The following is a 21684-nucleotide window of genomic DNA, read 5'->3' as shown; positions in this document are numbered from 1 at the left end:
CGCGACAAAAAGATTTTAGATGAAATTGTAGAAAAAAGTTTAAGAGGCGCGGCGATTTGGGACGAAGTCAAAGATCGTTTGAAAGAAAATGCTTACGGACTTTCTGGGGGACAGCAGCAGCGTCTATGTATTGCCCGCTGCTTAGCGATTGAACCGGATGTTATTTTGATGGACGAACCGACATCGGCGCTTGACCCGATTTCAACATTAAAAATAGAGGAATTAGTCCAAGAATTGAAAAAGAATTACAGCATCATTATTGTCACTCATAATATGCAGCAGGCTGCGCGCATCTCGGATAAAACAGCATTTTTCCTAAATGGGGAAGTCGTCGAATTCGGCGATACGGACAGTATTTTTTCAAACCCAGCAGATAAACGGACAGAAGATTATATTACTGGCCGTTTTGGATAAAAAAATTTTTTCGGTAACTGGATGACTTGAAGTTAATGGGGGAAAACGAATGAGAGAAAAATTTGAAGTTGATTTAAATACTCTGCATACAAAGTTGATTGAAATTGGCAGCCATACGGAAATCGCTTTGAGCAAGGCAATCAACGCCTTGGAAACACAAAACATTGAGTTGGCTCTTGAAGTGATGGAGCAAGATGAAAAAGTTGACGATTTGGAAGAAGAAATAAATGATTTTGCCATTCTCTTAATTGCAAAGCAGCAGCCAGTTGCCATTGATTTGAGAAGGATCATTGTGTCGATCAAAATTGCCGCAGATATCGAGCGGATGGCTGATAATGCAGTCAATATTGCAAAATCCGCTATCCGCATCGGCAACGAAGCACTCGTGAAACCGATCGATCAAATTAAAAAAATGCATCAGCTTGCATCTGAAATGTTGTCCCTTTCGCTGAAAGCTTTTCATGAAGAAGATGTTGAACTGGCAAGAAAAGTCGCCGAGATGGATAATGAAGTAGATGACTTATACGGGGAGACGATACGCGATCTTCTGCAGACAGTTCCATCCGATCAAGATTATTTAAATCAAATTACGCAATTGTCGCTTATCGCAAGATTTATTGAAAGAATAGCAGACCATGCGACAAATATATCCGAAAATATTTTGTACTTGGTAAAAGGACGCCATTACGACTTAAACAATTAAAAAGGTTTGCCGATTTTGGCAAACCTTTTTTATTTATCGGGTGAGAGCTTCAGCAATTTCGTAGTAGCTCATCCCTTTTTTGACTTCAAACGTTCCGATTTGGACGCGTTTATGATAGTCATTTTTAATTAAGTATTGATTAAATTTTGAGGCGGAGTCGATAATTCCTGCCTGCTCAAGCTGTTTGGATACATCACTTGTATTCATGCCTTCTTGAATGTTAATTTTGACCGGAGTTTGTTGAGCATTGCTGTTTTTAGCTGGCTGCTTGCTTTGATTTTGTTGATTCTGATTTTGTTGGGCTTGATTTTTTGGCTGTTTCTTCGGATCGGTTTGAGCGACAGCGGAATCTTTCTCGTTTTTGACTTTTGCGTCTTTGTATGCAAGAAATTCCTCATAATCTTTATTTGAAACGGCTATTTGATTGTTCTTGGCCAAATATTCATTCACTGATTTGTCCGTCAGCTCTTTTTCCGCCACAACTTTTTGATGATAGTCCCCTGCAAAAAATGTGATTGTCAGTACGGATGTTGACACAATCATGCCTGCGGCAAAGGCTTGCAATACACGTTTGTTCATACTAGCTCCCTCTTGTTTTGCTCAATGATTAATTTCACTTCATCTGTTGTGGCATTTTCAGATTTGGCGATTTCAGCTATGGACATGCCTTGTTCATATTTTGATAAAATTTTCTTTTTTGTGTAATAGTCGAAATGCAAGACGGACTGAGTATCTTGGGAAACAGCGCCGGTATTTGAACCTTGCAGCAATTCTTCTTCAAATACCCGCATTTTCTTTTTAATTTTGTAAATTTCCTGCATCGCTGAAACGGACAAATGCTCAACTTCCTGTTCCAATTCTTTTATGTCGTCTCTTTGGGTAAAAGCAATTCCTAAGAGCGCAATGCTAACGAGAAATAAAATAATAATCACAATTTCCATAGGATCTCACCTTCCGTATGTTGTCCATTTATTGTTATATCATATATTTTAGTAGAACAAAACGGCTTTTGAAGAAATTTAATATTTGTAACAAATCATAAGGAAAGAAAAGCGGAAATATATGTAGATTTTGCGAAATAAAAATGATATGATATAAAAGTCTGATGAAAGATTGATGTTTGGAGGGAAGAAATATGCGCGTAAATATTACACTTGCTTGTACAGAATGCGGAGAGCGCAACTATATCTCAACGAAAAATAAACGCACAAATACAGAGCGTATTGAGTTGAAAAAATACTGCCCTAGAGATAAAAAACATACGTTACATCGTGAAACAAAATAAAAACAGTAGGAAAGAGGTTTCCTGCTGTTTTTTTATTATAAGGCAAAGCGGTGAGATGGAAATGCATAATAAAGAGGAATTGAGAAATCGTGTGAAAAATTTGCTAAAAAAGATGGATAAAGGCTTGCATGCTGCTTTATCTGTAAAAATTGCCGAGGCCTTTTTTCAAACGAATGTATGGAAAAACGCCAAAACGGTTGGTCTAACCATTTCAAAAGGGGGAGAGGTAGATACAAATCCATTGATTGCACAAGGTTGGCTGGAAGGAAAAAGAATTGCGGCGCCGAAATGCGACCCGGAGACGAAAACGATGGAATTCCGTGAATTTATTTCCTATGATCAGTTAGAAAATGTGTATCTTGATTTAAAAGAACCGATTGTTGAAGAAACAACGGCTGTTTCACCGGAAGAAATCGATTTGTTAATTGTTCCCGGAATCTGTTTTGACCGTTATGGATATCGGATCGGATACGGAGGAGGATACTATGACCGCTATCTGAAACAATATTCGAATACAGCCGCTGCCCTTGCGTTTTCACTGCAAATAGTGGAAAAAGTGCCGGCAGAACAGCATGATCTTCCTGTCGGCCTCATCGTCACGGAAAATGAAATCATGGAGTGCGGGACATGATGTTTATTTTTTTATTTATAATTCTCGCATCATTTGCCGCTTATCGGTTTCATGCCTTAACTTTTTCCGGTGCGGTTGCTTCCGTTTTCGCAGGAGGCATCATGTATTACAGTTTTGGGCTGAAAGGGCTTGTTCCGCTTGGATTATTTTTTGTTTCTTCGAGCATTCTCAGCAGATGGAAAAAAGAACAAAAGCAAGTATTGAACAATATTTTGGAAAAAACAGGAGAACGTGATGCGATTCAAGTATTCGCAAATAGCGGAGCAGCAGTTTTAGCGAGTTTGCTCAATCTTTTCGATCCGAATTATCTCTGGTATATTCTGTTGACGATTTCCTTTGCTTCCGCCAATGCTGATACATGGGCTTCGGAAATTGGAAGTTTAAGCAAAAAAAAACCGCTTTTTCTTTTTCCTCCGCATTTTGTGGAGAGAGGAACATCAGGCGCGGTCAGTTTGCTTGGCACTTTTGCTTCATTTCTAGGATCGTTGTTTGTAGTGTTTGGCACGTTTGTTATGACAAAAAGCAATGAAAACATTTTTTGGTTCTCCGTATTCTTTGGTTTTGCCGGAGCTTTCGCCGATACGGTGCTGGGCTGTCTGTTGCAAGCAAAATATCAATGTACGATATGCAAAGCCGAAACCGAAAAGCGCATTCATTGTGGAAATCGTACTGTTCAAACGAAAGGCGTTTCATGGCTGAACAATGACTCGGTCAATTTTTTATCCATTCTGATTGCAACAATTTTAGCTTATTTTTCCTTGGATAAACCTTGATGTCAATGTTCATCTTAATCATTGGAGGGATTTGGATGAAACGTTTATTTCGTTTGTTTCTATTGGCTACAAGCGTTTTTTGTTTGTATGTTTATCGATACCGAATCATAAATGCTTTTTTAAAAAGCAAGTGGCTTCGCAGTCAGCTTCTGAATCTGGCAATGCAATTGCCTTATGTTCGAAAACTTGTCGTCCGGCAATTGTAATAGGTAATGGGTTTGGGCTGAATCAAATCTGGTTCAGCTTTTTTCTTCAAACTGAATCCAGACCTTGATATAATATAGGAAAAATATTTCGGAGAGATATGAATGGAAATTCAACAGGACTTGATCTTTTGGAAAATTGTGAAAAAACTAGTGATAAAGAATGGTTTCAGACTCGCCAATATGTCGGGGGATCAGCGGGAAATATGGCTAGAGCCTTTTCGAAGCAAACATTATCATCTCGTACGTTTTGTCCGTCAAGATATCGACTGGGGAATTTGGATTTCTCAAGACATTGAACGAGCGGCAAATATGTTTGAAACGATTCGCAGGCAATCAGCAGCAAATCATTTAAATGTTCTCAATGTTTATATAACAGCCCTCCCTCCTGTGGATGATTGGGAATTCCGCATCGAAACGCCGTATATGAACGGAAAAACAACCATTCATACAGTCCTCATGGATCAGCATCATATTGATGAGAAAATCAATTTTTTGGAAGAAGCGCTATCGGTTGTTTTGGATGATGTCGGACATGAACGGGATGATCTTGCATTTGATACGGTGGATCATATCAAAACAGAATTATTTTCTTTTATTCAAAAACAGGAAAAACAAGAGCGGGCTCTTTTTGAAAACGGAAAACCTTTTTTCACCTATATTTTTTTATTTGCCCAAATTGTCATGTTTCTCATATTGGAGTGGTCTGGAGGAAGTACAAATTCCGAAACGCTGATTAAGTTCGGGGCAAAATACAATCCTGCCATTTATGATGGAGAATGGTGGCGGTTTTTTACTCCAATATTTCTTCATATTGGCATGCTTCATCTGTTAATGAATTCTTTTGCTCTCTATTTTATCGGCATCGCTGTCGAAAAAATGTACGGTTCGCTCCGGTTTTTACTTATTTACCTATTTGCAGGATTTACAGGATCGCTCGCCAGCTTTGCCTTCAGCCCTTTTTTATCGGCTGGGGCTTCCGGTGCTATTTTCGGCTTATTTGGAGCTCTTTTGTTTTTCGGGGTCATAAAGCCTAAACTTTTTTTAAGAACGATCGGCCCCAATATTCTCGTCGTAGTGGCCATCAACTTGATGCTTGGTTGGACGATCCCTAATGTGGACAATGCTGGCCATATTGGCGGCTTAATTGGCGGATTTTTAGCTGCATTTGCTTTGCAGCTTCCGAAAATGTCCCGATTTTTGACAAGAACGGTCGGCATATTGCTGGCAATTGGATTTGTATTAGGACTATGGTTTTACGGTTATGAAATTGCACCTAAACGCAATAGTGAAATGGCTCTTGCCTTTGCCCAGTCATTAATTTCAAACCAAGATTTTCAGAAGGCCTCTGACATTTTATCAGAAGCGAGAACATTGAAGGATGCTTCAATTGAAATGACATACCTTTTGGCATACTCCGAATATCGGCTCGGAAACGTCAATGAGGCAATCGAATATTTAAAAGAAGTGATCGAAAAGGATTCTGCTTTCCATCAAGCTTACTATGTACTTAGTCTCATTTATGCAGAACAAAATGAATTTGCAAAAGCAAAAGAAGCGATAGAACTTGCTTTGAAAATAGATCCGGATCGAAAGGAATATCAATTGGTGAAAGAACAGCTCAGCCGCTTCTAATTTTGCGCTTCAAACAAAAAACGTTTTGAAAAAAGCAAAATGTTGTAAGTGCAAAAGTGTATGTTTCTACCTTCAAACAAAAAATGTTTTGAACAAGGCAGGTGCATGGGCGGAAAATTTCAGTTGAAATCTCATATTGACTGTTTTTTTTCATCATTTATACTTGTTTATAGACTGCGTTGATTGATAGTTTTGAAGGTGATGTTTTTGAAAACGGTTTACGACATTCAACAGTTTTTGAAACGGTTTGGCATTATTATTTATATTGGAGATCGTTTAGCTGATCTGGAATTAATGGAAATGGAAGTAAGGCAGTTGTACCAATCGCAATTGATGGAAGCGAAAGATTTTCAAATGGCAATGCTCATTTTAGGAAGAGAAATCACAAGAGAAAAAGAAAAAAGAAAAAGAAGAGGGGAAAGAGGATCACGATATGAATGAAAACAAATGGTTGGTTGGAGTAGATTTAGGGGGGACAACCATTAAAGTTGCCTTTATCAGTATGGATGGCGAAATCATCGAAAAATGGGAAATCCCTACAGATAAATCCGGTGAAAGAATTGTAGACGATATAGCAAAAGCTATAGATGAAAAGGTGAAAGAACTCGGCGAATCAAAGGATAAGCTTGCAGGAATCGGGATGGGCGCCCCCGGCCCTGTAGATTTGGAAACGGGTGTCATATACCGCACCGTTAACTTAGGATGGAAAAATTACCCTTTAAAAGACCGTTTAGAAAAGGCTACAGGTTTACCGGCAGCAGTCGAAAATGATGCGAACATTGCGGCGCTAGGAGAAATGTGGAAAGGTGCAGGAAATAGAGAAAAAGATTTAATTTGCATAACGCTAGGAACAGGAGTTGGTGGAGGAATTATTGTCAATGGCGAAATCGTGCACGGGAACAGCGGTGCCGGAGGAGAAATCGGTCACATGCAGTCCGTGGTAAAGGGAGGAGCGCCGTGCAATTGCGGAAAAACCGGCTGCTTGGAAACCGTTGCTTCTGCGACAGGAATCGCCAGAATAGCGCAAGAAAAAATCCAAGTTGGGGGAGAAGGTTCTCAGCTGAAAACATTGTATGAAAAAAACGGATCCCTTACTGCGAAAGATGTGTTTGATGCAGCCAAAAAAGGCGATTATCAGGCAATGGAGGTTGTCGAAGAAGTGACGATGCATCTTGGACTTGCCTTAGCCACCTTGGCATCTGCGTTAAATCCGGCGAAAATTGTCATTGGCGGCGGGGTTTCGAAAGCAGGAAACTTCTTGATAGAAAAGGTTCGCCATTACTTTCAGCAATTTGTTTTTCCAGAAGCCTCCTCTGCAGAAATTGCCATTGCCGCACTTGGAAACGATGCAGGCGTCATCGGTGGGGCTTGGCTCGTAAAAACATACATATTAAAGGAATAAAAAGGACCTGTTCGCAGGTCTTTTTTTAGGTAAGTTACCATTGTAAGGAAATTTTTTTAGGCTAGATGCCATTGTAAAAAATTAATGAAGCTTTTGCTGTGATCCTTTAGCTTGATTTTTTTTGAAACTTTTTTGCGCAGGTGGCGTCTATTTAAATAGGTGATTGGAATACAATGATGAATGTAAACCAGCCACTCCTTTTGTTGATATAGTGTAAAAACCATTGATTTTTTATGAAAGAAGTATTAAGATAAACTTTAGTTATTTATCTTGAAACCTAAAAAATGGAAAAGATTGAATGTTGATGTACGCAGGTTCCACCGTTTAAGGAGGTTTAAGAATGCGTAAAAGCACGTTTTCAAAAATATCTTTTTTGTTGTTGGCGACCTTTTTTATGTGGATCAAGACATATGTAGTCTATAAAACTAGCTTTGATATTAAAATAGAAAACTTCACGCAAGAATTTATTTTATTCATAAACCCGCTCAGCTTTTTGCTTTTGGTTTTTGGTATCGGACTGTTCATGAATGAAAAAAACCGAAATCGCTGGGTTATCGGCACTAGCGTGATCATGACGATCGTGCTGTTGGCAAATGTTGTTTTTTACCGTTTTTACAACGACTTTTTGACAATCCCTGTCCTCTTTCAAGCAAGCAATATGGGGGACTTAGGAAGCAGCATTACTGAACTGCTTCAGCCGGTCGATTTCTTGATGTTTGTCGATATCGCCATTTTAATTTGGCTGTCAAGAAAACCTGTCTTCAAAAAATCGGAAAAATTAATGCGCAAGGAAAAAACCGCATACTTTCTTATGGTTGCAGCAGTATTTTTTATTAATTTAGGAATTTCGGAAACTGAACGCCCGCAGCTTTTAACACGTTCGTTTGATAGAGAGATGCTTGTGAAAAATATTGGTTTGTACAATTTTCATATTTACGACTCATTGCTTCAATCGAAAACATCTGCGCAGCGGGCTTTAGCTGACAGCAACAACTTAGTGGAAATTGAAAATTATTTAAATGCCAATAGAAAAGAACCAAATAAAGACATGCATGGAATTGCAAAAGGAAGAAACGTTATTATCGTTTCAATGGAATCGTTCCAAAACTTTGTTATCAACAATAAGGTAAATGGGCAGGAAATTACGCCGTTTTTAAATGATTTCATTAAGCAAAGCTATTATTTTGATAATTTTTATCACCAAACTGGACAAGGCAAAACATCGGATTCCGAATTTCTGTTGGAGAACTCATTATATCCATTAGGAAGGGGTTCTGTCTTTTTTACAAATGCTAACAATGAATACAATGCCACTCCAGAAATCTTAAAGGATTATGGCTATTATACAGCGGTGTTTCATGCAAACAACCGGACGTTCTGGAACCGTGATGTCATGTATAATTCTTTAGGATATGAGCGGTTTTTTGATATCAAAAGCTATGATGTAAACGAGGAAAACTCGGTTGGTTGGGGTCTGAAAGATATTCCTTTCTTTGAACAATCGGTAGAACTGCTGAAAAATGTGCCTCAGCCGTTTTACACAAAATATATTACGTTGACGAACCATTTCCCGTTTGAACTGGATGAAAGTGATAAGTTAATAGAGGAATTTCATTCAGATGATGAAGTGGTGAATCATTACTTTACAACAGTTCGTTATACGGACGAGGCTTTAAAAGTGTTTATTGAAAAATTAAAAGAAGCTGGTTTATACGACAATTCGATCATTATTTTATATGGCGACCATTACGGCATTTCCGAAAATCACAATAAAGCGATGGCACAATTTTTCGGAAAAGATGAGATTACACCGTTTGATACGATTCAATTGCAAAGAGTTCCGCTTATCATCCATATTCCTGGTGTAACAGATAAACATCCTAAAGTATTTCATCAAGTGGCGGGGCAAATTGATTTAAAACCGACGATATTAAATATGCTGGGTGTTGACACAAAAAATGATATTGAATTCGGCACGGATGTATTCTCGAACGATCGCCTTCCGTTTGTCGTATTGCGTGATGGAAGCTTTGTAACAGACAAATATGTTTACACAAGAGGAACATGCTATGATAAGGGAACAGGTGAACCTGCCCAGGATCAAAAAGCATGCGAACCGTATATGGAAAAAGCGAAAAATGAGCTGAATTATTCGGACGAAATTATTTACGGAGATCTTCTGCGCTTTTTTGATAAGGAAGGAGATCAAGGAAAAGACAGCGGGCAGCAAACCTCCGACGGCCAGCTTAAGGAAAATAAATCATAAGCTCTGATCATTTGGTCAGAGCTTTTTTTATACAACTCGATCAATGTAACTGGTTTCGTTCATACAATGAGTAATGTAGCTGTAATAAAGAGAGGAGCGTTTGCAGATGAAAATTTGTATGAATGAGACCGTCACTATAAAACAGCTCGCCGATCGGTTTCAACTTTCGGAAAGATTATTAAAAGACTCCAATCCCTGTTTGCAAAATGAACAAATCCCTGAAGGGACGGTTATTGAAATTCCAGGTTGGCGGGGGGGAAATTCTTCTTCGAGTATTGGAAAATTCATCAATATTGCCGATATCAAAAAAGTTGAGCCGATTTCAAAACCGGTAATACAGCCAAAGCGCCGTTACCATTTTCAGTCGCTTGTCAACGATATTGGAACACTAAAGGCATTTTATCCTTTTATGAAGGAACGCATCATTGGCTACAGTGTTTTAGGAAATCCTTTAATAGAGCTAATCATTGGATGCGGTTCGAAAAAAGTACATATGAACGGATCGTTTCATGCCAATGAGTGGATCACCTCTGCGATTATGATGAAGTGGCTCAACGATTACTTGCGGAAGCTTGTTTTGAACGAATATTTTAGTTCAAAGCCAGTACGTGAATTTTATGAGAACATCACTTTATCTTTCGTGCCGATGGTGAACCCCGATGGCATAAGCCTAGTCCTGGGAAGTCATGAAACAGATGTGGAAATTAGAAAACAGGCTATACAACTCAACGGAGGGAGCACGGATTTTTCTAATTGGAAGTCAAATGTGCGCGGAGTGGATTTAAATAATCAATATCCTGCTTTTTGGGAGATAGAAAAAAGGAGGAAGCCGCAAAAGACCCCATCGCCAAGGGACTATCCAGGCGATCGCCCTTTGTCAGAGCCGGAAGCTATTGCAATGGCGGAATTAGCAAAACGATCTTTATTTGATATTATATTAGCATTCCATACGCAAGGGGAAGAAATTTATTGGGGCTATCTAAATTATGAACCGGAAGTTTCAGAATTGATTGTAAAAGACTATGAGCGGGCAAGCGGTTATAAAGCTGTGCAAACAATTGATAGCCATGCAGGATTTCGGGATTGGTTTATCAAAGAATTTCGGAAGCCCGGCTTTACCGTTGAGTTGGGTGCAGGAACAAATCCGCTGCCGCTGTCCCAATTCGATGAAATTGATCGAAAAGCGAACGGAATTTTTTGGACGACACTTTTTCATTTTTCAAAATAAATAGAGAAATGGATTTTCAAATATGATCCATGGTGTTGAGATGAGGTTGAGATGAATGAGAATAATGAAGCTCTTCATTGGATTTTTATTGCTCCTCCTTTTCTCCGCTTGTGAGAGCCATCAACTCAAAAGCGGAGAAAAAGTTGCCCAAACGGACAAAAAGAATGAAAAAGAGGCAGTAAAGGAAAAAACGGAACATGAACTTCAAAGTTTGCAGCCAATTGAAATCAATTCCCAATCTTTTCAAACGATTTCAGCATGGTTTGATGAGGCGTCTGTTCTTTACATCAACAATGATGAACACGGTTCGGAAGTGATCCGCCATAATTTGGAGAGCGGATCTGACACAATATTCTACCAAACGAACGATCCGATCGTTCAGTTGGCTGAAAACCCCGACCGCACGATATTTCTTTTGCACTCCACATCAAGCAGCCGCCAAGCAGCATTGATGTTTGTTGATAAGAATGGCAATGAACTTTTCCGCTGGGAAATTCCGGCGTTTGACCTTCAATATATTTGGAATCCTTATCATCAATCAGAACTATTTGTCACGGCGTTTGCAGAGGATTGGTCTTATACATCCTATATTGTAGATGCAAAAGATCAAAAAGTTGTGAAAAGTCCATATCAAATACCGTTTATCCAATGGTCAGGGAAACAGCGCTTTACATACATTCACTGGAACAATGACGAACCTGAGTTAAGCGCTCCTCTTTATGAAGTGGATCTGCAAAATAAAAAAGTAGAAAAATTAGCGGAACATGCTATTGGCAACGGAAATATGTCTTCTTTTATCATGTATTTAGAAGAAGATCAGGAAAATAAAGGGTTTGGCCGATATGTGTTTCTTCGCTCTTCTTCCAAGCAGAAAGTATTTACAAAACGTGCGCCATTGGCTTCTGACAACGCCCAATGGGTATTTCCATTTTATGAATATGATAAAACGAAACATTTCGTTTATGTTTTCATACCCAATAAGCCAATGGAAACGGGTCTTTTTAAGCTTGTACAAATAAATCCTTTATCAGGCCGGGAAACGCCAATATTATCAAATGTTTCTAATTATCCCATTAAGCTTTCACCATCCGGCCGCTATGCTTTGTACGGACCACGATTGGAAAATCTAATCGATGTAGAAAAAGGAAAAGTATTTTCAATCATCCAATAAAAAAAGAATGGCCCCGCAGGCCATTCTTTTTTAGTGTGCAGCTGGAAATCCGTTGTCAACTATAGTTTTAAACGTAAACCATCCGAAAACCGCAACAGTTCCGAGCGCAAACAATACTGCTAAAAAGTTTTTGTTTTTTAAAGAACGGAAAATAGCAAAAATTCCTAGTAATGTAACTAATGAAAAAATAATAACAGTACCCATTTTCGAGCCCCCTAACGTAATAAACATATAGCGCGCTTACAAATTTTCTTCTCCATCATAATTTTAATGGCTTTTATCGGATTTGTCGAGGTGTTAATGGTAGGTTCGCCCCAAAGTCAATGCGGATTGTTATGAAAAGTTCATATTTTTACATTTATCATGGTTGTCGTTTTCTCTATGATTTATTCGTTTTTGACGGGAAAAACAAATTTTTTGTATGATGAAAAGGAAAAGTTGAAATGGTGGTGAGAAGATGAACTGGGTTAGAATCCCTCTTGGAGTGCTGCAAACAAACGCTTATATTTTAGCAAATGAAAAAAATGAATGCCTTTTGTTTGATCCGGGGGCGGAAGGTGAAAAAATCAAAACGGTTTTGCGTGAACAAAAGTTAGTTCCGCTTGCCATTTTATTAACGCATGCTCATTTTGATCATATAGGAGCGATCGATGAAATGAAAGAGGAATGGAATCTGCCAGTGTATGTCCATGAGCTTGAAAAGGAATGGCTCGGTAATCCCATGTTAAATGGATCACAATCATTGATGAACGCAAAAATTACAGCCCGACCGGCTGACAAAACGATTAAAGGGGAAGAAGCCATCGCGATCGGATCCTTTCAGTTGTCTATTTTGGAAACGCCTGGGCACTCTCCGGGAAGCGTATCGTATTATTGCAAGGAATTAAAGGCGGTTTTTTCCGGCGATGCCTTGTTTAAAGGCAGCATCGGCCGTACCGATTTATTTGGGGGAAATCATGACCAGCTTCTGAAAAGCATTCATGAAAAGCTGCTGGCGCTGCCGGAAGATACAATCGTATTGCCAGGTCACGGACCAGAAACGACAATTATCGATGAAATGGAAACAAATCCATTTTTAAACGGCTTTTCCTTTTGATTTAAACGATAACTGTTTCGTTCCGTTCGGCATTCCCCATATTTGCCAAGCTGTTGATCAGGTGAAAAAAGAAGAATCTAGACAAAACAAAAAAACCCACAGACGATTGAACCGCTGTGGGTTTTCAAAAAGTATAAACGGACTTTGAAGGCAATATTAATGGCCGCCTTGGCCAGGAACCATCATGAAGGTCGTCCAATATGTAAATCCGACGAAAAAAATGGTTAAATATGCGCCAAAAATGTAAATGTACATGCGTTCTGTAAGTTTCAAATAAGATAATAGCACGAAAAATCCTGTTTGACCAAAAAAGAGCAAAGAAGCTTCTTTCATATCTCCTAAATAAAACATAACTGCAAAAATGCCAGTCCAAAAGCCTAATACACGAAACATGCGGTCCATTCGTGATTCCCTCCTTTTATGCCACAGTTTTCATCACTTTTTATATTATAATGTACGCTGCCGTCAATTGTAAATAACCGTTTCCAATCGTTATTTTTCCCGGAAAGTCCATAATTCATGTTAGGACCGAAAAATGTTGCCGAGTTTAAAAAATACTTTCTCTTTCATTCTAATATAAAAAACAAGTAATTTCAGTGCGGAAACTCACATTTAGCGTCTAAAATTGGCTGCTCACCAACCGCCAACGTTTCTGCAAATGGGCAACGAATAATCGGAGAACCGACTTTGTTGTTATGTTTGACCCAATATACACGATATGATCAAATAAATACATGAAAGGAACAAATGTACGGCAAGAAACATGACCATTTCATTAGTATCTCTTTATACTAGCTACCATGGAATAAAATACATTAAATTAAAATAGCTTTCCATATAAACCGCCAACATTGTGCAAAACATAATTGGTCGGAAAGAAAGTATACAACGATTAAATCGTTCTATGAAAATAGGTTGAAATTTTCGATAAAACTTAAAACAGGGCGCCACTCTAAAAAAGGGTGGCATTTTTTATGCATCAATGAACCGCCACCTATCGATTCCCCGTAAACAAGTGATAATCGCTTGGATTGCTTGGCATACTTTTAGTAACGGAGTTTCTGCTTTATTGATCGACACCTCTCAAATGGCTAATGAGCGTTACCGACGCCAGTGACTTGGTTATCCTTCCGACAATTTGAACTCATATGGATGGAAATAATTTTTCTAAATATGCCAAAAAGCTTTTTCTCCCTTTATTTTTGTATGAAGGATAAATCATCTCGCTCCGAAATTCACATTTTGTGCTATGTCATTGCATAGAAAATGAAATTTCCGTGGTTCGCTTTTTTCCTTTGCCTTCGTTAAGATGAAAGCAACAAGCTTGAAAGGAGGCACAGATGGTGGATATAGAAAAGTTCAGCGGGCAGTTAATAGATAAGGCGTGTTCGCTCAAAGCGACGGATATTCATATCGTTCCTAGAAAAAAGGATGCCGCCATCCATTTTCGAATCGGTTTTGACATCATTCAAATGCTCACGGTTTCAAAAATGGTATGTGAACGGCTGATTTCCCATTTTAAATTTATAGCGCAAATGGACATTGGCGAAAAGAGGCGTCCGCAAAATGGAGCGTTAACACTTCAAACCATTGCGGGTGATGTGAACATTCGCCTCTCCACATTGCCGACGGTTTTTGACGAAAGTTTGGTCATCCGCATTTTTCTTGAACAACCGGCTGAAACGCCGGAAGAGCTTTCGCTTTTTCCATCTGCAGCAAAGAAATTGCTGTCTTTTTTGCAGCATACGCACGGTTTAATCATTTTTACTGGACCGACGGGCTCAGGCAAAACGACAACCCTTTACTCCCTGCTTGATTATTTGAAAAAACATTTCCGAAGAAGCGTCATCACCCTTGAAGATCCAGTGGAAAGAAAAAATGAGAATATGCTTCAAGTACAAGTGAATGAAAAAGCCGGCATTACATATCCTTTGGGGTTAAAGGCCATTTTGCGGCATGATCCTGACGTCATTATGGTTGGGGAAATCCGCGATGAGGAAACGGCACATATCGCAATAAGAGCGGGTTTAACTGGTCATCTCGTGTTAACTACTATGCATACGCGCGACGCTAATGGAGCGATTTACAGACTTCTCGAATTCGGTGTTTCCATTTCTGAAATTGAACAAACATTGATTGCTATTGCAGCGCAGCGGCTTGTGGAATTAGTTTGCCCGTTTTGCGGGACGGATTGCTCCCCTTATTGCAAAAAATTAAGAAAAAGAAATCGTCTTGGCGTTTATGAACTGCTGTATGGAAAACCATTAAATGCGGCTATCCAAAAAGCAAAAGGAGCGGAATGCGAGGTTGATTATGTCAAGTTAAAAGATGTTATCAAAAAAGGAATCGCATTAGGCTATTTACATCCGCAATCTTATAAACAATGGGTGTATGAATATGAGGCGTAAGCATAGATGGAATAAAAAGATGCAGGCGCAATTTTTGAAAAAAGCAGGTGAATTGCTTTCAGAAGGATATACATTAAACGAAGCGCTCAGCTTTATGAAGATTCATTGGCCTAAAAAATATCATAGAGATTTGGAATTGTGTATCCAATGGCTTTCAGAAGGAAATTCGTTAAGTACGGCTTTCAATAAAATCGGTTTTCATCGCAGAGTGTTGAGCTATTTATTTTTTGCGGAAAAACATGGCGATTTAAAGTTTGCATTTAAGGAAAGCGCCTTAATGATGGAAAAGCAAATGGCACATTTGGAGAAATTTGTTCAAGTAATCAGGTATCCGATATTTTTATCTGGGCTTTTAATGGTAATTTTATTGGTTGTCCAAACGATTGTCGCTCCCCAATTTACCCATCTGTTTGATTCCATGCAGACGGATGCGTCATTTTTTCTGTTCTTATTAACGATCGTTTTTCAAGGAATAAAATGGGTATTGATCATAATGGTGATCTTAACGATTCTTATGCTCGTAGGCTACTGGAGCTATGTGCGAAAAATGCCTCCAATTAAGCAACAGCTTCTCTTCCTGAAAATTCCTCTTGTTTCCAAAGCTTTGCGGCTTTTCCATAGTTACTATTTTTCCTTGCAGTTAAGCAATTTGTTAAGAGGGGGATTGTCTGTTTTTGAATGTCTCACCCTTTTTCAAGAGCAAAGCTTGCTTCCGTTTTATAAAGAAGAGGCTACGATTATGATCGAACAATTGAAAACAGGACAAACGCTTGACCGAATCATATCCAACCAGCCATTTTTTGAAAAAGAACTTGCTGCCGTCATCTTCCATGGACAAACGGTCGGTCATTTAGCAAGGGAACTTTATACTTACAGTCGTTTCTTATTGGAAAAAATGGAAGAAAAATTTATAAAGATGACGAGTTTTATCCAACCAACTATTTTTATATGCATTGGCATTTTCATTTTAGTCGTTTATTTGTCTATTTTACTTCCAATGTACGAAATGATGGAAAAAATTTAGATTTTAGGAAGGACTGGGATAATGAGAAACGAAAACGGTTTTACGTTAGTCGAGATGCTTGTTGTTTTGCTAGTGATTTCCATTTTGCTATTAATTACGATTCCCAACGTTGTCGCTCACAATAAAAATATCCAAAACAAAGGATGTGAAGGTCTGATCGATATGGTGCAAGGTCAAGTTGTGGCGTATGAAATGGAATATCAGCAAACTCCATCAATCAACGATTTAATAGAGAAAGGATATTTGCCAAATAATTCGCTGAAATGCCCGAATGGTGAGGCAATTGAGATCGATGCAAGCGGAAATGTTAAAAAGCAATAATCAAGAAGGCTTTACGTTTTTGGAAATGCTTATCGTTTTATCTGTTTTTGCAGTTGTCAGTGCGATTGTTTGGATGGGAGCCATCAATATATATCGCGAAAAAACCGTTGATTTGTTTTTCCTTCAGCTTGAGAAAGATTTGTTGTATATTCAGCAGCGTGCATTGATGAGAAAGGAAACGATTTATTTGTTTTGGTACCCCGATCAACACTATTATGAAGCGGAATTATCGGGGTTAAAAGGTGAATTGTTTGAGAGAAGATATGACAAAAACATAAATGTCGAACCGACTACAATGAAATTTCCGATCGAATATACGCAAAACGGTTTCGTGAATAAATCTGGTTCGATATTGATCAATTATAACAACAAAACATATAAAATGATTTTTAATTTAGGAAGAGGGAGATTTCGTGTCGAAGAATTCAAACGGGTATACACTCGCTGAAACGTTAATGTCCTTTTCCCTATGGTGCTTTCTTTCCATCACCATGATTCCGGTAGTCGCCGAATTGTTGCAACAACAAAAGAAAACTGATGCCTCCGTTATCGCTCACCAATTATTAAAAGAAGAGCTTGAACGCTTTGTTTTTGAAAATAAAAAAACAGAGGGCAAGGTTGAAAAACAGGGATTCCAGTTTGAACTGAGGTGGGGAAAGAAGGGGGAGAATTATGCTGAGTTATGTTTACAATGGAAAAAAGACAACAGGTCTGAAGTTTGCGGTTATGCCATTGAATGATAGCGGCTATACATTTCCGAACATGCTCATTGCGTTTATGGCCACTTTAGTGATTGTCTCCACCTTCTCACCCCTTCTATTGTTCTTTTTCAAAATTGGTATGTACGAGCAAGATATCAATGGAAACGAATGGAATTTATTTTTAGTTGAACTCCATCGAGAGGTAAAAGCGGCTAGACAAATTGAGGCGGCAAACAATACTTTCTCCTATATAAACAGCGAAGGAGAATTGATCACTGTCAGCCATTACAACGATTTAATTCGATATCAGGTTGAGGGCAAGGGTCATGTCGTTCTTTTACGAAATGTCCGCAACGCTCAATTTTCTGCTGTAAAAAATGGAGTGAAAATAGCCGTAACAAGCAAGAATGGAAAAAAATATGAAGGGAGTATTCGGGATGTAAAAGGTGTGCTGCCAAAATGAAGTGCGAAAAAGGCCATGTTTTTCCTTTTACAATTGCTCTTGTATTGTTTTGTTTGATGGTAGCCTCAGCATATGCTTCCATTTATATGGAAAAGCAGAGGTTTACTCATGATACAAAAGAGTTTTACATGCTTGAAACATTAATGCTTTTTGCTGTCCAACATTCCTTAACAAACATGGAAGAAGCAAACGATCAAATGAATATTGATTTGCCAACGGGTACGATTGTGTATCAAAAGAAAAAAACGGCAGATGGGATCATTCGTGTTGACATTTTTTGTGAAACGAAAAAAGGTTCACAATATAAGGCGGATTTTGATTACGATGTGTTGCAGAGACGCATTATTCGTTGGAACGAATATTATTAAATCCCCAATTTTCAAAAAGCGATACATGATTTATTACCAATTATGAAAATAGTCTGCCAGTTTGTATAAATATTGAGAAATTAGGCCAGAATGAAAAAAACTAAACTTTGAGAGGTGTTTTCATGTCTGCAAATGATTATGTCAAATTTGTCACAGAGCAGATTGTCAAATATATCGATACACCTAAAGAAGTGAGAGTTCAAAGGAAAGCGGAACGAAAAAATGCCAAAACGCCGTTTTTAACAAAATGGTTTGGGATATTGCCAATGTCGCTTTCAATGCTTATGAAAAAGAAAAGATAACGTGCGGCTTTTTTTCAAAAAAGGGCAGCCGGCTAGGATCTTGCAAAAAAGTCTACTTGCCAGAACGGCCGATAAAATTTTTCAATCAGTTCGCATATTCCGAAAGATTGAAATGGGAAGTGTTTTCCATCTGGAATCTTTTGTGAAAAAGGCGCTGTTAGCTTGCACCAAACATGTTCCCAAAAAGTTTTACTGAAATTCTCAATGAATCGCTTGCTGTGATAAATAAAACATTCCACCGTTTTGAATTTCAATTTCAATTCGCGGTTTGTACAGATCTTGAATCGCCTGTTTTTCTATCCAATAAAGATCCGGTTTTTCATCCAAATCCTCATAAAAATGATCTAAAAGGAACAAATCAGCCTTCATTCTTTTTTCGGCTTCTTCCGCCCATTGATGGTCTTCTTGCTTAATTTTTTCCAACACATAGTTTTTTATTCTGTTTAGACCGCTAAAAGGTTTAATTAAAGGCGTTATTGTAAAGCAGTAATCGGGAATTTTCGGGGTTAACTCGAGCTTTTGTAATTTTTCTTGGAAATGATCCACCATCACTCCGTTTATTAAATGGAGCCCGAGAGAATAAATTTGATCTTTCTTTTTGTCGCAAATATAGGAAACCTTTAAGTTTATGCCGAGCCACGGCTGAAGAGGAACGTTTTGCTCCGTTCTTTTCTTTTGTTCGTATAAACGGATATAGGCTGCAAGCTTTTTCGTTGCAGCAAAAATTTGGTGCAATCTTGGGGATCCAAAATGCACTCGTTCACCTTTTAAATCGGCAGGCGCTTCTTGGGCATTTGTAATAAATGTCAATTTCATCGGGTTCGGCGTTCCTCCTGTTTTTCTTAAGTACTGCCAGTAAAAAGGCCTGTTCATTAAGGCTTCATCCATTTCATTTGTCAGCTGTACAACAAAATAACCATTATTTTCTTCTATGATTGGGCAGGAGTTCGCCTCAAAAAAACTCATTAAAAATGAAGAAATTTCAGATTGCTGCATGTTTTCGCCTCCCTATTTTCTCCAGATTTCTCACGTTTTCTTTTAATTACTTTTACATCCAATAGCTTCTTCACCTCAATGTTGTGGATATCACTGGAATTTTTTAATATATTACATAAAGGGGCTATCCTAACAAACAGATTTACAATATCTGTAATAAGTGGTATGACCGTGCATAAATTTTTCACACTGCTCATGGTCGCTCACCCTCCTTGTCCTTATTTAATTTGTTTTTCCTTGTGCACTTGGTCTCCGAAGTTTAAAATAGCAGCTAAATTTTCCATTTTTATTTTCATCTCCCCTTCTGAACTTGATTGAAATATAATATCTTCCAAATGTTCGTCAAAATTGCGAATGTCAAGCCTTGTTAAAATATCATCCAATTCTCCGATGACACGTTCAAATAGATGGATTTTTTCATATAACAGCTTTAAAATGTGCTCCTCCACCGTATTTTTCGTTGCCATGTTGTAAATAAACACATCACGTTTTTGGCCGAGGCGATGGATGCGGCCTATTCTTTGTTCCAGCCGCATTGGGTTCCATGGAAGGTCATAGTTGATAATGTGATTGCAAAATTGCAGATTGATTCCTTCTCCCCCTGCTTCAGTAGCGATAAGCACTTGAGCACGGTTTTTAAACAAATCTCTCATCCAATCTTTTTTCCCTCGTTTAAAACCGCCTCGAAACGGAACGGATGTAATTCCATGTTGTTTTAAAAACCATTGCAGATAGAGCTGGGTCGCCCTGTATTCAGTAAATATGATTACTTTATCTTTTATTTCTTGGATCAATTCCACCGCTTTTTCCGCTTTTGAATTTTGCTCTACTTTATCGACAATGTCCATAAGATAAACAATGACGTCTTCAGGCAAGAAGGCGGTGCTTTTCTCTTCAGGTTTATGAAGCATTTTTTTTAATGTCATATAAACGGCTTCTCTGCTTGAACATGCCTCTCTGAGCAAAGTCATAAGAGAAAAGCCCCCGTAAGGAATGGCCGTTGTTGTTCGAATTTGGCGAATGGCATCATACATGGCTTGTTCTGTTTCCGAAAAACGAATCCAAATCGTTTTGACATGCCTTTTTGACCATTCAATCCCTGTATTACTGCGCCGGTTTCGAATCATCACTTTGTTGACCAGTTCGCGCAAATGTTCATCCCGCTGAAGACGACCGCCTTTTTTCTTAAACTCTTCGTTAAAAAATTGCTCATTGCCCAAATGGCCAGGCTTTAAAAGAGAGACGAGATTGAAAATTTCTTCAATCCGATTTTGAATCGGCGTGGCAGTCAATAATAAGCAAAATTTTTTCTTTACATTTTGAACAAATTCATAGTTTTTCGTTTTATTATTTTTTAATTTATGGGCTTCATCAATGATGACCATATCATAATCCAAGCCGTAAATGATTTCTTTATGCGGGCTCCTTTTCGCTGTGTCCAGCGAGGATACAACGATATCGCAATTCTCCCAAACATAGCTTTTTCTTTGTTCTACGGCGGGAATATAAAATTTTTCGTTTAATTCTTTCACCCATTGTGATACGAGAGAGGCCGGCACTAGGATCAGCACTTTTTTAACAAGGCCGCGAATCATATACTCTTTTAAAATTAACCCTGCTTCAATTGTTTTTCCTAAGCCGACTTCATCTGCCAAAATCGCTTTTCCGTTCATTTTTTCTATAACAGTTTGGGCAACTTCCAGCTGATGGGGAAGTGGTGTTAAATGATTTAAATGCTTCGGTGCTATTAACCCTTCAAAAGATGGAATGGCGAGATGGTTCGCGACTTCAAACGCCAATTTATATAAAGTCCAATTAGCCCATGGTCCATCGTCTTCCAATCTTCTCAAAAAGCCTTCTTCCCAATTCGTTTGAAACCGGATGTCGAGATCCATCTGTGACACCCCTTTCCAATGATGATCAATGTTCAGTTTTCTTACATGAAAATAAATTTTTTTCTTTTTATAAAGTGAAATAATGGACAAAAAACGAACGATTCAAATTGATTTTTTTAAATTATATGGAAAAAAGTATTGATGAAAAATGATAAAGATGGTACGATGAAACCATAGTTATTTGCAAGGAATTTCAAGCTGTTTCCGCTCATCTTTTTCCTATTTGTCGAACATGTCTACTTTTCATTTTTCTCTTTTTCATAAAAAAATATGTGCGGATGAAAACAAGGGGAGAGACCTCACGGAGGCGCCGAAGGAGCAAACATATATGTGAATCTCTCAGGCAAAAAGACTCTTGTTTGACGCAGCTCTGGAGAGTGTTTGCTATACGGCAAACCA

The 21684-nt window shown here is 38.4% G+C and carries 27 protein-coding genes and 1 riboswitch; of the genes, 21 read left to right on the top strand and 6 right to left on the bottom strand.

Annotated elements, in window-relative coordinates:
• Together AC0KTX_RS02785 and phoU are read left to right on the top strand one after the other, a co-directional pair.
• A partial coding sequence (locus AC0KTX_RS02785) for a phosphate ABC transporter ATP-binding protein (protein WP_474250710.1) occupies positions 1 to 414 on the top strand: 414 nt, incomplete at its 5' end.
• A gap of 49 nt (positions 415 to 463) precedes the next feature.
• Positions 464 to 1117: a phosphate signaling complex protein PhoU gene (gene phoU, locus AC0KTX_RS02780; RefSeq protein ID WP_474250709.1), complete on the top strand. Its 654-nt coding sequence runs from the start codon at positions 464 to 466 to the stop codon at positions 1115 to 1117.
• A gap of 33 nt (positions 1118 to 1150) precedes the next feature.
• Here phoU and AC0KTX_RS02775 read toward each other — a convergent pair whose 3' ends face one another.
• Positions 1151 to 1696: an endolytic transglycosylase MltG gene (locus tag AC0KTX_RS02775; protein ID WP_474250708.1), complete on the bottom strand. Its 546-nt coding sequence runs from the start codon at positions 1694 to 1696 to the stop codon at positions 1151 to 1153.
• On the bottom strand, positions 1693 to 2058 hold the full coding sequence (locus AC0KTX_RS02770; RefSeq protein ID WP_474250707.1) for a DUF6115 domain-containing protein: 366 nt from the start codon (positions 2056 to 2058) through the stop codon (positions 1693 to 1695). The genes AC0KTX_RS02775 and AC0KTX_RS02770 overlap by 4 nt, the downstream gene beginning before the upstream one ends.
• A gap of 194 nt (positions 2059 to 2252) precedes the next feature.
• Between AC0KTX_RS02770 and rpmG the strand changes: the two genes are divergently transcribed.
• The 10 genes from rpmG (at position 2253) to AC0KTX_RS02720 (ending at position 11711) form a co-directional block, all read left to right on the top strand.
• Positions 2253 to 2402, top strand: coding sequence for a 50S ribosomal protein L33 (gene rpmG / locus AC0KTX_RS02765; RefSeq protein WP_044894432.1), 150 nt, complete (start codon positions 2253 to 2255; stop codon positions 2400 to 2402).
• Positions 2403 to 2463: 61 nt separating this feature from the next.
• A complete protein-coding gene (locus AC0KTX_RS02760) occupies positions 2464 to 3033 on the top strand; it encodes a 5-formyltetrahydrofolate cyclo-ligase (protein ID WP_474250706.1) in 570 nt (189 codons plus the stop codon).
• Positions 3030 to 3806, top strand: a complete 777-nt coding sequence (locus AC0KTX_RS02755; RefSeq protein WP_474250705.1) for a DUF92 domain-containing protein — start codon at positions 3030 to 3032, stop codon at positions 3804 to 3806. Before AC0KTX_RS02760 ends, AC0KTX_RS02755 begins: the two co-directional genes overlap by 4 nt.
• A gap of 35 nt (positions 3807 to 3841) precedes the next feature.
• The gene (locus AC0KTX_RS02750; protein ID WP_474250704.1) at positions 3842 to 4012 is read left to right on the top strand and encodes a sodium:proton antiporter; all 171 of its coding nucleotides are present in this window, start codon (positions 3842 to 3844) and stop codon (positions 4010 to 4012) included.
• Between the two features lie 102 nt (positions 4013 to 4114).
• On the top strand, positions 4115 to 5644 hold the full coding sequence (locus AC0KTX_RS02745) for a rhomboid family intramembrane serine protease (RefSeq protein ID WP_474250703.1): 1530 nt from the start codon (positions 4115 to 4117) through the stop codon (positions 5642 to 5644).
• Positions 5645 to 5851: 207 nt separating this feature from the next.
• A complete protein-coding gene (locus tag AC0KTX_RS02740; protein ID WP_474250702.1) occupies positions 5852 to 6085 on the top strand; it encodes a YqgQ family protein in 234 nt (77 codons plus the stop codon).
• The gene (locus AC0KTX_RS02735; protein WP_474250701.1) at positions 6078 to 7046 is read left to right on the top strand and encodes an ROK family glucokinase; all 969 of its coding nucleotides are present in this window, start codon (positions 6078 to 6080) and stop codon (positions 7044 to 7046) included. The genes AC0KTX_RS02740 and AC0KTX_RS02735 overlap by 8 nt, the downstream gene beginning before the upstream one ends.
• Positions 7047 to 7386: 340 nt before the next feature.
• Complete coding sequence (locus AC0KTX_RS02730) at positions 7387 to 9312, top strand: LTA synthase family protein (protein ID WP_474250700.1); 1926 nt, start codon at positions 7387 to 7389, stop codon at positions 9310 to 9312.
• A gap of 106 nt (positions 9313 to 9418) precedes the next feature.
• Entirely contained in the window at positions 9419 to 10540 is a 1122-nt protein-coding gene (locus AC0KTX_RS02725) for a M14 family metallopeptidase (protein ID WP_474250699.1), read from the top strand.
• A 55-nt stretch (positions 10541 to 10595) separates the two neighbouring features.
• Complete coding sequence (locus AC0KTX_RS02720; RefSeq protein ID WP_474250698.1) at positions 10596 to 11711, top strand: YqgU-like beta propeller domain-containing protein; 1116 nt, start codon at positions 10596 to 10598, stop codon at positions 11709 to 11711.
• Between the two features lie 30 nt (positions 11712 to 11741).
• On the opposite strand, the gene AC0KTX_RS02715 is transcribed toward AC0KTX_RS02720, so the two are convergent.
• Positions 11742 to 11915, bottom strand: coding sequence for a DUF2759 domain-containing protein (locus AC0KTX_RS02715; RefSeq protein WP_474250697.1), 174 nt, complete (start codon positions 11913 to 11915; stop codon positions 11742 to 11744).
• Between the two features lie 253 nt (positions 11916 to 12168).
• Here AC0KTX_RS02715 and AC0KTX_RS02710 point away from each other — a divergent pair, with 253 nt between their 5' ends.
• Positions 12169 to 12807 (top strand): MBL fold metallo-hydrolase, encoded by a 639-nt coding sequence (locus AC0KTX_RS02710; RefSeq protein ID WP_474250696.1) that lies wholly within the window; start codon positions 12169 to 12171, stop codon positions 12805 to 12807.
• Between the two features lie 156 nt (positions 12808 to 12963).
• On the opposite strand, the gene AC0KTX_RS02705 is transcribed toward AC0KTX_RS02710, so the two are convergent.
• Entirely contained in the window at positions 12964 to 13209 is a 246-nt protein-coding gene (locus AC0KTX_RS02705; protein WP_474250695.1) for a DUF2626 domain-containing protein, read from the bottom strand.
• Positions 13210 to 14147: 938 nt separating this feature from the next.
• On the opposite strand from AC0KTX_RS02705, the gene comGA reads away from it, so the two are divergent.
• From comGA to AC0KTX_RS02665, 8 genes are all read left to right on the top strand, one after another.
• Entirely contained in the window at positions 14148 to 15215 is a 1068-nt protein-coding gene (comGA, locus tag AC0KTX_RS02700; protein ID WP_474250694.1) for a competence type IV pilus ATPase ComGA, read from the top strand.
• Positions 15205 to 16239: a competence type IV pilus assembly protein ComGB gene (gene comGB / locus AC0KTX_RS02695; RefSeq protein WP_474250693.1), complete on the top strand. Its 1035-nt coding sequence runs from the start codon at positions 15205 to 15207 to the stop codon at positions 16237 to 16239. The genes comGA and comGB overlap by 11 nt, the downstream gene beginning before the upstream one ends.
• A 21-nt stretch (positions 16240 to 16260) precedes the next feature.
• Positions 16261 to 16560 carry a competence type IV pilus major pilin ComGC gene (gene comGC / locus AC0KTX_RS02690; protein ID WP_474250692.1) on the top strand — a complete coding sequence of 100 codons (300 nt, stop codon included), beginning with the start codon at positions 16261 to 16263 and terminating at the stop codon, positions 16558 to 16560.
• Entirely contained in the window at positions 16532 to 17008 is a 477-nt protein-coding gene (gene comGD / locus AC0KTX_RS02685; RefSeq protein ID WP_474250691.1) for a competence type IV pilus minor pilin ComGD, read from the top strand. Before comGC ends, comGD begins: the two co-directional genes overlap by 29 nt.
• Positions 17009 to 17015: 7 nt before the next feature.
• Positions 17016 to 17300, top strand: a complete 285-nt coding sequence (locus AC0KTX_RS02680) for a hypothetical protein (protein WP_474250796.1) — start codon at positions 17016 to 17018, stop codon at positions 17298 to 17300.
• A complete protein-coding gene (gene comGF, locus AC0KTX_RS02675; protein WP_474250690.1) occupies positions 17233 to 17724 on the top strand; it encodes a competence type IV pilus minor pilin ComGF in 492 nt (163 codons plus the stop codon). Before AC0KTX_RS02680 ends, comGF begins: the two co-directional genes overlap by 68 nt.
• Positions 17721 to 18092 (top strand): competence type IV pilus minor pilin ComGG, encoded by a 372-nt coding sequence (gene comGG / locus AC0KTX_RS02670; protein ID WP_474250689.1) that lies wholly within the window; start codon positions 17721 to 17723, stop codon positions 18090 to 18092. Before comGF ends, comGG begins: the two co-directional genes overlap by 4 nt.
• A 122-nt stretch (positions 18093 to 18214) precedes the next feature.
• Complete coding sequence (locus AC0KTX_RS02665) at positions 18215 to 18394, top strand: YqzE family protein (RefSeq protein WP_474250688.1); 180 nt, start codon at positions 18215 to 18217, stop codon at positions 18392 to 18394.
• A 201-nt stretch (positions 18395 to 18595) separates the two neighbouring features.
• Here AC0KTX_RS02665 and AC0KTX_RS02660 read toward each other — a convergent pair whose 3' ends face one another.
• Both AC0KTX_RS02660 and AC0KTX_RS02655 read right to left on the bottom strand, forming a co-directional pair.
• Entirely contained in the window at positions 18596 to 19390 is a 795-nt protein-coding gene (locus AC0KTX_RS02660; protein WP_474250687.1) for a YqhG family protein, read from the bottom strand.
• Between the two features lie 218 nt (positions 19391 to 19608).
• A complete protein-coding gene (locus tag AC0KTX_RS02655; protein ID WP_474250686.1) occupies positions 19609 to 21285 on the bottom strand; it encodes a DEAD/DEAH box helicase in 1677 nt (558 codons plus the stop codon).
• Between the two features lie 278 nt (positions 21286 to 21563).
• A riboswitch (glycine riboswitch) is annotated at positions 21564 to 21650 on the top strand.
• Positions 21651 to 21684 lie beyond the last annotated feature (34 nt).

The organism is Aeribacillus sp. JST-2 (assembly GCF_056032925.1).
The sequence above is the reverse complement of the archived record's forward strand: the minus strand, read 5'-3'. Positions and strand labels throughout refer to the sequence as shown.

What these genes read in the sequence shown, in the direction of transcription:
- comGB (WP_474250693.1), top strand. Translation starts at nt 15,205, where the DNA reads ATGAGGCGTAAGCATAGATGGAATAAAAAGATGCAGGCGCAATTTTTG.
- AC0KTX_RS02760 (WP_474250706.1), top strand. Translation starts at nt 2,464, where the DNA reads ATGCATAATAAAGAGGAATTGAGAAATCGTGTGAAAAATTTGCTAAAA.
- AC0KTX_RS02715 (WP_474250697.1), bottom strand. Translation starts at nt 11,915, where the DNA reads ATGGGTACTGTTATTATTTTTTCATTAGTTACATTACTAGGAATTTTT.
- AC0KTX_RS02655 (WP_474250686.1), bottom strand. Translation starts at nt 21,285, where the DNA reads ATGGATCTCGACATCCGGTTTCAAACGAATTGGGAAGAAGGCTTTTTG.
- rpmG (WP_044894432.1), top strand. Translation starts at nt 2,253, where the DNA reads ATGCGCGTAAATATTACACTTGCTTGTACAGAATGCGGAGAGCGCAAC.
- AC0KTX_RS02725 (WP_474250699.1), top strand. Translation starts at nt 9,419, where the DNA reads ATGAAAATTTGTATGAATGAGACCGTCACTATAAAACAGCTCGCCGAT.
- comGD (WP_474250691.1), top strand. Translation starts at nt 16,532, where the DNA reads ATGCAAGCGGAAATGTTAAAAAGCAATAATCAAGAAGGCTTTACGTTT.
- AC0KTX_RS02710 (WP_474250696.1), top strand. Translation starts at nt 12,169, where the DNA reads ATGAACTGGGTTAGAATCCCTCTTGGAGTGCTGCAAACAAACGCTTAT.
- AC0KTX_RS02735 (WP_474250701.1), top strand. Translation starts at nt 6,078, where the DNA reads ATGAATGAAAACAAATGGTTGGTTGGAGTAGATTTAGGGGGGACAACC.
- comGG (WP_474250689.1), top strand. Translation starts at nt 17,721, where the DNA reads ATGAAGTGCGAAAAAGGCCATGTTTTTCCTTTTACAATTGCTCTTGTA.
- AC0KTX_RS02720 (WP_474250698.1), top strand. Translation starts at nt 10,596, where the DNA reads ATGAGAATAATGAAGCTCTTCATTGGATTTTTATTGCTCCTCCTTTTC.
- comGA (WP_474250694.1), top strand. Translation starts at nt 14,148, where the DNA reads ATGGTGGATATAGAAAAGTTCAGCGGGCAGTTAATAGATAAGGCGTGT.
- comGF (WP_474250690.1), top strand. Translation starts at nt 17,233, where the DNA reads ATGCTGAGTTATGTTTACAATGGAAAAAAGACAACAGGTCTGAAGTTT.
- AC0KTX_RS02705 (WP_474250695.1), bottom strand. Translation starts at nt 13,209, where the DNA reads ATGGACCGCATGTTTCGTGTATTAGGCTTTTGGACTGGCATTTTTGCA.
- phoU (WP_474250709.1), top strand. Translation starts at nt 464, where the DNA reads ATGAGAGAAAAATTTGAAGTTGATTTAAATACTCTGCATACAAAGTTG.
- AC0KTX_RS02745 (WP_474250703.1), top strand. Translation starts at nt 4,115, where the DNA reads ATGGAAATTCAACAGGACTTGATCTTTTGGAAAATTGTGAAAAAACTA.
- AC0KTX_RS02755 (WP_474250705.1), top strand. Translation starts at nt 3,030, where the DNA reads ATGATGTTTATTTTTTTATTTATAATTCTCGCATCATTTGCCGCTTAT.
- AC0KTX_RS02775 (WP_474250708.1), bottom strand. Translation starts at nt 1,696, where the DNA reads ATGAACAAACGTGTATTGCAAGCCTTTGCCGCAGGCATGATTGTGTCA.
- comGC (WP_474250692.1), top strand. Translation starts at nt 16,261, where the DNA reads ATGAGAAACGAAAACGGTTTTACGTTAGTCGAGATGCTTGTTGTTTTG.
- AC0KTX_RS02770 (WP_474250707.1), bottom strand. Translation starts at nt 2,058, where the DNA reads ATGGAAATTGTGATTATTATTTTATTTCTCGTTAGCATTGCGCTCTTA.
- AC0KTX_RS02730 (WP_474250700.1), top strand. Translation starts at nt 7,387, where the DNA reads ATGCGTAAAAGCACGTTTTCAAAAATATCTTTTTTGTTGTTGGCGACC.
- AC0KTX_RS02680 (WP_474250796.1), top strand. Translation starts at nt 17,016, where the DNA reads ATGTCCTTTTCCCTATGGTGCTTTCTTTCCATCACCATGATTCCGGTA.
- AC0KTX_RS02660 (WP_474250687.1), bottom strand. Translation starts at nt 19,390, where the DNA reads ATGCAGCAATCTGAAATTTCTTCATTTTTAATGAGTTTTTTTGAGGCG.
- AC0KTX_RS02750 (WP_474250704.1), top strand. Translation starts at nt 3,842, where the DNA reads ATGAAACGTTTATTTCGTTTGTTTCTATTGGCTACAAGCGTTTTTTGT.
- AC0KTX_RS02665 (WP_474250688.1), top strand. Translation starts at nt 18,215, where the DNA reads ATGTCTGCAAATGATTATGTCAAATTTGTCACAGAGCAGATTGTCAAA.